General features: G+C 44.4%; 4 protein-coding genes. 2 read left to right on the top strand and 2 right to left on the bottom strand.

What is annotated here, in order from left to right; all coding sequences use genetic code 11:
* Positions 1-201: 201 nt before the first annotated feature.
* A complete protein-coding gene (locus VK92_RS42345; protein WP_156190779.1) occupies positions 202-1,299 on the top strand; it encodes a DEAD/DEAH box helicase in 1,098 nt (365 codons plus the stop codon).
* Positions 1,300-1,330: 31 nt separating this feature from the next.
* Here the strand turns inward: VK92_RS42345 and VK92_RS41355 are convergent, their stop codons facing one another.
* Entirely contained in the window at positions 1,331-2,206 is an 876-nt protein-coding gene (locus VK92_RS41355; protein WP_048468260.1) for a phosphoribosylaminoimidazolesuccinocarboxamide synthase, read from the bottom strand.
* A 424-nt stretch (positions 2,207-2,630) separates the two neighbouring features.
* The gene (locus VK92_RS41350; RefSeq protein ID WP_438802393.1) at positions 2,631-3,071 is read right to left on the bottom strand and encodes a terminase gpA endonuclease subunit; all 441 of its coding nucleotides are present in this window, start codon (positions 3,069-3,071) and stop codon (positions 2,631-2,633) included.
* 610 nt (positions 3,072-3,681) lie between these two features.
* Here VK92_RS41350 and VK92_RS38625 point away from each other — a divergent pair.
* On the top strand, positions 3,682-4,542 hold the full coding sequence (locus tag VK92_RS38625; protein WP_000027050.1) for a broad-spectrum class A beta-lactamase TEM-116: 861 nt from the start codon (positions 3,682-3,684) through the stop codon (positions 4,540-4,542).
* Positions 4,543-5,522 lie beyond the last annotated feature (980 nt).

The raw sequence follows: 5,522 nt of genomic DNA, 5'->3' as shown, positions 1-5,522 counted from the left end.
CCTCTCCCCGCGCGTTGGCCGATTCATTAATGCAGCTGGCACGACAGGTTTCCCGACTGGAAAGCGGGCAGTGAGCGCAACGCAATTAATGTGAGTTAGCTCACTCATTAGGCACCCCAGGCTTTACACTTTATGCTTCCGGCTCGTATGTTGTGTGGAATTGTGAGCGGATAACAATTTCACACAGGAAACAGCTATGACATGATTACGAATTCGAGCTCGGTACCCGGTGATTTCTATCAATTGCCACCTGTGGATAATTCTGGTCAGCCGAAATTCTGCTTTTTGGCTAAAAGTTGGAATAAGGTTATCGAAAACACCGTGGTGTTGAAGCAAGTTTTCAGACAAAAGGGAGATAATGAGTTTATTGATATGTTGAACAATGTGCGTGTTGGGAACTTGAATTATGAAACCATTGAAGCGTTCCAAAAATTGGATCGACAAATCAACTACACTGACGGAATAGAACCAACACAGTTGTACCCAACTTTAAAAGAAGTTCTGATGGCGAATCAAGCAAAATTAAACAGTTTACCAGGGAAAGTATACACTTTCCAAGCCAAAGATCCAGAAAACCCTTTTCTCGTCAGTATGCTTGATAATAATCTTATGGTGGATAAAGTTCTTCATTTAAAAACGGGGGCCCAAGTCATGTGTGTCAAAAATTTCACTGATGAATTGGTCAATGGTACCTTAGGTACCGTTTTATTTATGGCTACCCGTAAACTTTATATGAAGTTTTTGGAACAATATGTGTATATTGATGCGGAAGACCAGGCGGCGCTTGCTGAAATGAGGTTCGTATGTAATAGAATCGGCGAATCTGGTGGTTTTACCGATCAAGAGAAAGCATTTTTCGACAATATTCCATTGCAACGACAAAGTTTCATTCAATCATGTTGTCATCTAGCTAGTCAAGAATTCGAATCTACAGTATTACCGGTAGTCAATTTTAGTATTACTGGACGAGGTAAACAAGTGGTTATGGTGGAAAAGGAAGAGTTTAAGATTGAAAAAGCTGGACAAAAAAGTACCACGTCTAGTTTTGAAAATACTGGGAACGAGTTAGTCAGAGAACAACTTCCATTGATCTTGTCGTGGGCGATGTCGATCCACAAAGCTCAAGGTCAAACTTTGGACAGAGTCAAAATAGATTTAGGTAGAAGTTTTGCTAATGGTCAAGCATATGTTGCATTATCAAGAGCTACATGCAAGAGTCGGTTAGAAATCAAAAATTTCAGGAAAGATAAAGTAAAAACATCTGAACATGTCAGAAAATACTACGAAAGTTTGGGATAAATAGAAAGCTTTAATAATAGATATCCTTAATTTATTCTTGCCATTTGTCACCAGTTAAATTTTCGTAAGCTTCAACGTATTTGCTCTTGGTTTCAGTGACAATGTCTTCAGGCATAGCAACACCATCTTTACCAGCAACACCATTAGAAGTTAACCAATCTCTCAAAAATTGTTTATCGTAAGAGTCTTGAGATTTACCAACTTCGTATTTAGTAGCATTCCAGAATCTGGAAGAATCTGGAGTTAAAACTTCGTCAACAAGAACGATGTTGTCACCATCTAAACCAAATTCAAATTTAGTATCAGCGATAATAATTCCTTTAGTGGCAGCGTAATCTCTGGCTTTGGTGTACAAATCAATAGCAATTTTTTCAATTCTATCACATAATTCTTTTCCAACAATCTTGTCAGCTTGTTCTTTGGTGATATTTTCATCATGTTCACCTTGTTCTGCTTTAGTGGATGGGGTGAAGATAGGAGTGATTTGTTGTGATTCAACCACATCACCAATAGGAATACCGTGGACGGTTTTAGATTTTTGGTATTCTTTCCAGCCGGAACCGGTGATGTAACCTCTAACAATAACTTCAAGAGGGATCAATTTCAATTTTCTAACAAGTAAGGATCTGCCTTCCAATTGGTTTCTATATGGTTCTAGTTGAGGATATTTTTGGAAAATGTCTCCTTTGATTAAATGGTTTTCAATTGGCAAGAAATCAAACCAGAATTCAGACAATTTGGTTAAGATTTTACCTTTATTTGGGATACCATTAGACATAATCACATCGTATGCGGAAATTCTATCAGTAGCAACGAATAAAAGAGTGTTGTCGTCAACTTGGTAAATATCTCTGACTTTACCTTTGGCAATCAATGGGAAAGTTCCTTCTAAGTTAGTTGAAGTCATCTGGGAGCTGGTGGTGGTGGTGGTGGTGGTGATTATGGTGATAAAGAAGAAAAAGAAGAAGAGAAAGAAGAGTTGACTCGGAGTAATTCACATTTTTTTTTTCTTCTGCTAATTTAACTTCTGCGACATCATTGACATTAATGTACATGCGGGATGAACTTGAAGGGAAATGCTACCCTAAAAGAATTGTCTTTTTATTTGAATAACGCATATTCGTCTCCCTAATGCGATTCTTGATTATTTATCTTTAAAAAAAATACCACTAATTCATAATTATTGGCTCGAAACTCACAGCCTTTATTTTTTTGATCACGGATTTCGAGTTGAGCCGCGCGTGTTTCCATTTTTGGAGTGAAAAGCAAAAGACCAAGACGAAAGAGAAAAAAAAACCTCAATCGACGGGAGAGGGAAAAAAATCATACTGTTATAATATTTTTTTTTGAATAGTGCCCCCCTTTTTTTTGAAGAAGAAGAAGAACCGATACCAAACATAGAGAAACGAAACAATGTCATTTAAAGCGCTGAAGAAGGGGGATCCTCTAGAGTCCAGCAGCGCACTGAGATCCAGCTGCCAGCGGGAAATACTGATGCGCAGCGCCGCCAGCGCATAAACGAAGCAGTCGAGTGCCTCATTGCGTCGCTTTTTGCTGTCCCACAGTATTTTTTTCCTGCCATCCACCCATTTTTCGACCTGCTCTTCAGCAGTCAGCTGCTGCGCTTCGGTCAGATCAAAAATATCCGGGTTATTCGGGAAGTGAACGGCACCGGGAAGCGGTTCATCCCCTTCCGGCGTCAGTGTGAAGCGGTTATAAATCTGCTCTTTCGCGGTATCCGTACCGATTTCGGTAAGGTAAACGACCTGCAGGCATGCAAGCTTGGCACTGGCCGTCGTTTTACAACGTCGTGACTGGGAAAACCCTGGCGTTACCCAACTTAATCGCCTTGCAGCACATCCCCCTTTCGCCAGCTGGCGTAATAGCGAAGAGGCCCGCACCGATCGCCCTTCCCAACAGTTGCGCAGCCTGAATGGCGAATGGCGCCTGATGCGGTATTTTCTCCTTACGCATCTGTGCGGTATTTCACACCGCATATGGTGCACTCTCAGTACAATCTGCTCTGATGCCGCATAGTTAAGCCAGCCCCGACACCCGCCAACACCCGCTGACGCGCCCTGACGGGCTTGTCTGCTCCCGGCATCCGCTTACAGACAAGCTGTGACCGTCTCCGGGAGCTGCATGTGTCAGAGGTTTTCACCGTCATCACCGAAACGCGCGAGACGAAAGGGCCTCGTGATACGCCTATTTTTATAGGTTAATGTCATGATAATAATGGTTTCTTAGACGTCAGGTGGCACTTTTCGGGGAAATGTGCGCGGAACCCCTATTTGTTTATTTTTCTAAATACATTCAAATATGTATCCGCTCATGAGACAATAACCCTGATAAATGCTTCAATAATATTGAAAAAGGAAGAGTATGAGTATTCAACATTTCCGTGTCGCCCTTATTCCCTTTTTTGCGGCATTTTGCCTTCCTGTTTTTGCTCACCCAGAAACGCTGGTGAAAGTAAAAGATGCTGAAGATCAGTTGGGTGCACGAGTGGGTTACATCGAACTGGATCTCAACAGCGGTAAGATCCTTGAGAGTTTTCGCCCCGAAGAACGTTTTCCAATGATGAGCACTTTTAAAGTTCTGCTATGTGGCGCGGTATTATCCCGTATTGACGCCGGGCAAGAGCAACTCGGTCGCCGCATACACTATTCTCAGAATGACTTGGTTGAGTACTCACCAGTCACAGAAAAGCATCTTACGGATGGCATGACAGTAAGAGAATTATGCAGTGCTGCCATAACCATGAGTGATAACACTGCGGCCAACTTACTTCTGACAACGATCGGAGGACCGAAGGAGCTAACCGCTTTTTTGCACAACATGGGGGATCATGTAACTCGCCTTGATCGTTGGGAACCGGAGCTGAATGAAGCCATACCAAACGACGAGCGTGACACCACGATGCCTGTAGCAATGGCAACAACGTTGCGCAAACTATTAACTGGCGAACTACTTACTCTAGCTTCCCGGCAACAATTAATAGACTGGATGGAGGCGGATAAAGTTGCAGGACCACTTCTGCGCTCGGCCCTTCCGGCTGGCTGGTTTATTGCTGATAAATCTGGAGCCGGTGAGCGTGGGTCTCGCGGTATCATTGCAGCACTGGGGCCAGATGGTAAGCCCTCCCGTATCGTAGTTATCTACACGACGGGGAGTCAGGCAACTATGGATGAACGAAATAGACAGATCGCTGAGATAGGTGCCTCACTGATTAAGCATTGGTAACTGTCAGACCAAGTTTACTCATATATACTTTAGATTGATTTAAAACTTCATTTTTAATTTAAAAGGATCTAGGTGAAGATCCTTTTTGATAATCTCATGACCAAAATCCCTTAACGTGAGTTTTCGTTCCACTGAGCGTCAGACCCCGTAGAAAAGATCAAAGGATCTTCTTGAGATCCTTTTTTTCTGCGCGTAATCTGCTGCTTGCAAACAAAAAAACCACCGCTACCAGCGGTGGTTTGTTTGCCGGATCAAGAGCTACCAACTCTTTTTCCGAAGGTAACTGGCTTCAGCAGAGCGCAGATACCAAATACTGTTCTTCTAGTGTAGCCGTAGTTAGGCCACCACTTCAAGAACTCTGTAGCACCGCCTACATACCTCGCTCTGCTAATCCTGTTACCAGTGGCTGCTGCCAGTGGCGATAAGTCGTGTCTTACCGGGTTGGACTCAAGACGATAGTTACCGGATAAGGCGCAGCGGTCGGGCTGAACGGGGGGTTCGTGCACACAGCCCAGCTTGGAGCGAACGACCTACACCGAACTGAGATACCTACAGCGTGAGCTATGAGAAAGCGCCACGCTTCCCGAAGGGAGAAAGGCGGACAGGTATCCGGTAAGCGGCAGGGTCGGAACAGGAGAGCGCACGAGGGAGCTTCCAGGGGGAAACGCCTGGTATCTTTATAGTCCTGTCGGGTTTCGCCACCTCTGACTTGAGCGTCGATTTTTGTGATGCTCGTCAGGGGGGCGGAGCCTATGGAAAAACGCCAGCAACGCGGCCTTTTTACGGTTCCTGGCCTTTTGCTGGCCTTTTGCTCACATGTTCTTTCCTGCGTTATCCCCTGATTCTGTGGATAACCGTATTACCGCCTTTGAGTGAGCTGATACCGCTCGCCGCAGCCGAACGACCGAGCGCAGCGAGTCAGTGAGCGAGGAAGCGGAAGAGCGCCCAATACGCAAACCGCCTCTCCCCGCGCGTTGGCC

Origin of the sequence: Burkholderia sp. LK4, assembly GCF_001043615.1 — a bacterium.
In the GTDB taxonomy this organism is placed as follows: domain Bacteria; phylum Pseudomonadota; class Gammaproteobacteria; order Burkholderiales; family Burkholderiaceae; genus Burkholderia; species Burkholderia cepacia.
The sequence above is the reverse complement of the archived record's forward strand: the minus strand, read 5'-3'. Positions and strand labels throughout refer to the sequence as shown.

What these genes read in the sequence shown, in the direction of transcription:
- VK92_RS41355 (WP_048468260.1), bottom strand. Translation starts at nt 2,206, where the DNA reads ATGACTTCAACTAACTTAGAAGGAACTTTCCCATTGATTGCCAAAGGT.
- VK92_RS38625 (WP_000027050.1), top strand. Translation starts at nt 3,682, where the DNA reads ATGAGTATTCAACATTTCCGTGTCGCCCTTATTCCCTTTTTTGCGGCA.
- VK92_RS42345 (WP_156190779.1), top strand. Translation starts at nt 202, where the DNA reads ATGATTACGAATTCGAGCTCGGTACCCGGTGATTTCTATCAATTGCCA.